This window comes from Holospora undulata HU1 (genome assembly GCF_000388175.3).
In the GTDB taxonomy this organism is placed as follows: Bacteria; Pseudomonadota; Alphaproteobacteria; order Holosporales; family Holosporaceae; genus Holospora; species Holospora undulata_A.
In genome coordinates, this window is record NZ_ARPM03000036.1 from 1 (window position 1) to 3942 (window position 3942).

General features: G+C 32.5%; 4 protein-coding genes. 1 reads left to right on the forward strand and 3 read right to left on the reverse strand.

Going from position 1 to position 3942, the window contains the following annotated elements; genetic code table 11:
* Positions 1 to 613: 613 nt before the first annotated feature.
* Both K737_RS10790 and K737_RS09145 read right to left on the reverse strand, forming a co-directional pair.
* Positions 614 to 1195, reverse strand: coding sequence for an IS1 transposase (locus tag K737_RS10790; RefSeq protein ID WP_024161307.1), 582 nt, complete (start codon positions 1193 to 1195; stop codon positions 614 to 616).
* Between the two features lie 36 nt (positions 1196 to 1231).
* Complete coding sequence (locus K737_RS09145) at positions 1232 to 1381, reverse strand: helix-turn-helix domain-containing protein (protein WP_152531002.1); 150 nt, start codon at positions 1379 to 1381, stop codon at positions 1232 to 1234.
* Between the two features lie 332 nt (positions 1382 to 1713).
* Here K737_RS09145 and K737_RS00440 point away from each other — a divergent pair, with 332 nt between their 5' ends.
* Positions 1714 to 2961, forward strand: a complete 1248-nt coding sequence (locus K737_RS00440; protein WP_006294338.1) for a hypothetical protein — start codon at positions 1714 to 1716, stop codon at positions 2959 to 2961.
* 245 nt (positions 2962 to 3206) lie between these two features.
* Here K737_RS00440 and K737_RS06605 read toward each other — a convergent pair whose 3' ends face one another.
* Positions 3207 to 3467: a hypothetical protein gene (locus tag K737_RS06605; protein WP_024161308.1), complete on the reverse strand. Its 261-nt coding sequence runs from the start codon at positions 3465 to 3467 to the stop codon at positions 3207 to 3209.
* Between the last annotated feature and the right edge of the window lie 475 nt (positions 3468 to 3942).

The following is a 3942-nucleotide window of genomic DNA, read 5'->3' on the forward strand; positions in this document are numbered from 1 at the left end:
ACCCATGCGTTCTTGGCATATCATGAACAAAACCATTTTCATCACTAACCTATCTGCTTATATTCCTTTTTCAATTCTTTAATTTTTTGGCAAAACACAGACCTTTTCTCTGGATCGGATGATTGAGAGTTTTTTTATATGTCTCTCCTAAACGCTGTTTTGCATATCTTATACCAGAAGCACTGATTTTTAACCTCTTAGCCCTTTCATAGTACCTGTCTGGAAATTCTTTTGTATAATTTCTCTTTGTCTAATTTTGTCCGTGATTTATTTTTTTTGTTTACTCCTTCAAGAGTTTTGCTCCATCTCACTATTGCTGATTTATATATGCAAAATCTAGCGGCTACTTTTTCAGAAGCTTTTAACCAAAGATAGCATGATTAATTTCCAAAGTTTTATTAATATGAAGTACCGCAAAAATAAGCAGTGTTCCCTCTAGCATTTCAAGTGATCGCGTGTTTGCAAGGGGGGGGCGAAATCTTGAAAACCAATGGCGGTGTCGAGCATTATTTGGTTCAATGGAAAAGGTTTTATCTTGCCCCTGAAAGAGGCGGTTGCTTGGAATAATTTTATTAAAATCTGCCCAACGATCTGCGCAATAAAATAAAATTTTCTATTTTTTTAATCGTTCAAAAAGTCGTTTGAATGTTTGATGCGAGTGATCGCAAAATTTCCAATCGAAGAGCCGTTTTCCAGCACGATCATAGGATTTAAAAATCCAAGCTTTAAAAATCCAAATTTTTTTTCTTTTTTTTGAATAATGCCAAAATTCATCGACTTCCATGACAATACCTTTGTTTTCTGGAGATAGCTCAATTCTTTTGAGATTGGGGATCCTTTCTGGATTTGATATATACGTAGTATTTTTTGCAAAATTCTTAATGTGTTCTATTTTTTTATCAGCTGTGATACTTTTTTGAGAAATGATTTTTAACATAGCGTTAAAAACCTCAGCTACTATTTTTTTCTTATTTGTAAAGCTATCTTTAATTTCTATTTCAGATAGAGAGACTTCTGAATCTTGTGCTGAATTTTTTCTGGTCTGATCAAAAAGAGCTCTAACTGTAGAAAATACTGATCTAATTTTTTTAATATTTTCTTCTTCAAAAGATATTGCTTTGGCTTTATCTGGGCTAAGATAAAACAAAATACGTTTTGCGCATAGACTTGATCCTAAGGTGCCCGCCCACTTCAAAACAGAGGTCGCGCTGACACCAAAACGTAGGGCAATTCAGTTCATTGACAGGCCGCTTGCGTATAAAACGAGGGCGTTCAGCTTGTCTTTCTCAGGCACACCTCGTGAAATTTTTTTCACATTTTTTACATTTGTACCGCTGAATCCATCGAACAAAACCGATTTTAAAACACTCCGAACATTCACAAAATTTACATACAATCATTTTTAGAGACTTTTAAAAGAATTTCTTTACCAGTTCTAACAAAAAAGATCTTTAGTTAAAAGCTTCAAGTTCTCTTATCGGAAAAAGAATATAAAAAATATCAGAATAAAAAGACTTGACTAAACAGATGGGGATAAAAAGCATAAAATTCACATAAGAAAAATAGATCACTATTATCTTATTTTTAAAATATTCTGGTATTCCATAAAAAAATCTTTAAGATTTTACGAGTAAATTTTACGAGTAAATATTGTTTTTACTGACGAACATGTGTATAATTTAAAACGTTAAATTGATAAGCTGATAAATATTTGTGAAAAAAATCTTTATTTTTCTTCTTTCTGTTGTGGAAGGGGCTTATTTATCTCTTGCTTTTTCGAATAACGAAGAAGAAAAATCCTTAAAAAATTTTTCTGAGTCTTTGCAAGAGTTCACTTCAGGAAAAAGCCTTGTAAATTCTGTAAAGCCCGTTGATTTTAAGTTTTTTTTAGACAAAGTGAAGGATACGGCAGATAAAGAGATCTCTTTTCTTGAGGGAGTTTTATGTTCGGAAAATTTTCAATGCGTAAACGAACAGTCTTTTATGGATCCATTTTTTATAATGCCAGAGATAGAAAACCGTTGCGCTAGATTAGGAGAAAAAATAAACGTATTAAAAAGCAAGACTTTTTGCTCAAAAATAAAGAGCCATTATGAATCGGTACTTGAAAAACATGAAGAATTTAAAAAGTTAGTACATGAAAGAAATCAAGTGTATTTTAGATCAGAACTTAGTAGCTTGTTAGATCAAAAAAAAGAAGATAGAAAACTCTCCTCAAGGTTATCGTGGATTTACTCAAAGTACCTAAGAAAACATTCCGATTCATTAAACGGGATTATGGTGGTTTCTATGCCTTTTTTGAATAAAATGAGTTACCAATTTTCTGAGTTTTTTGGATATTCCTCAGCATTTTCAAAATATTCAGTTGTACACGGATATGAAAAAACAATGACAGAAGCAAACCTTCTCATAAAAGATCTATCTCCAGATGATTTACCAGTATTATTTAATTTTATACAAAATTTAGCCAATGAACAAAATGGAGTTAAATTTGTTTCTCCGAACCGATTTGTCCAACTTAGGAATGATTTTCAAGAAAATTTTAGAGAAGTGCGTAGAAAGCTTTGTTTTGGAACAAAATGGCTAATGCCGATAGCAACTCATATTTTTCAATATATAAAAAATCTCAATAAAAAAGAGAGTTCTTCCGGTGTTATTGAGCAATTTCAAGAATCAAATAATGAAGATATTTTTAGTAAAAAAAACGGAATAGTTGTAAATTTTAATCCGTTATTTTTTGGAGCAAATTTAATACCTAGTCATTCTATTTCTTTTGTTGAAGAGGAAAATGGCCATATCGCATTAATAGATGCAACACGCTCTTTATTAAAAGAAGATATTGTCTTTCCTTTAAATTCTGCATTGATAGCAGAAAATTTAGAAAAAGCGATAAAAAGGCAATACTTTTTTGTTCCGCTTTGTGTTCCATCTTGGGAATTCAGCTGTGAGGTTTTGAAATAATGTATTTTGTTCTTTCAAACAAAAGTATTTATTTGAGTTATAAAATATTTTATCTGTGCTGAAAATCTGAATTAGTGCAAAAGAGTAAGAACCTGTATTCATGATTCAGCTAACCTTCTTAATAGGATCATGGAATGGGCTATCATGATCATGTTTCCAGCAGTCGCTATGGCAATTTCATAATCTTTAGATACCCTTCGCAAATAATTTAGCAATGCTAAATGTTCTTTCGATAATCCAACGCTTTAGCAAGCATGGCCCATTCTTGAGATATGTGCTCTGAGATTGCTATAGTATTTATTCGATATAGTTCTCACAAATTCCTCCATGGGTTTTCCATATCCAGCATCTGCACAAACTCCCTTTAATTTAGGATATTTTTGCAAAGCTTCCTCAAAAACTCTGCACCCAGCACCTGTGTCATTGGCCTTATGAACCGTGATATGGAGCAGATTACCTTGCCTATCAACACTACTATGCCGTTTACGTATCTTTTTTCCCCCCATCTATACCTATTTTTTCTGAGGCTCCTGTGGGTTTAACACTAGTTTTAACAATGCTATAGCTGGGATTCTTTCTCCTTTCATACTTAATTCGGCTTGTCTTAATAAGTTCATGCATCACTTTTTCCCATACACCCTTAATCCTATATCGTCTATAAAACAATGTACCGTCCATTGACAATCGCTCTTGATTATATAAAACACTGCATTAACCCCCTCTTTTTTGTTGTATTTGCTTTTATTGTCGTAATTGCCGCTATCAAAATGATACTTTATTACTTCCTACTCTTTCTCTTTTATATCGCTTGGATAATTCTTCTTCCACTCCTTCAAGCCTTTTATATCACACTTTTTTATTCATGAATACAGGTTCTTAGATTTTTGCTCACCTTCAGATCTGGGCCATTTTCTCAAAAGTTGACTTTTTGACCCCGGTTAATCTTCTAAAGCTTTTTTCTGTCTCTGCTTTTTATTCTTC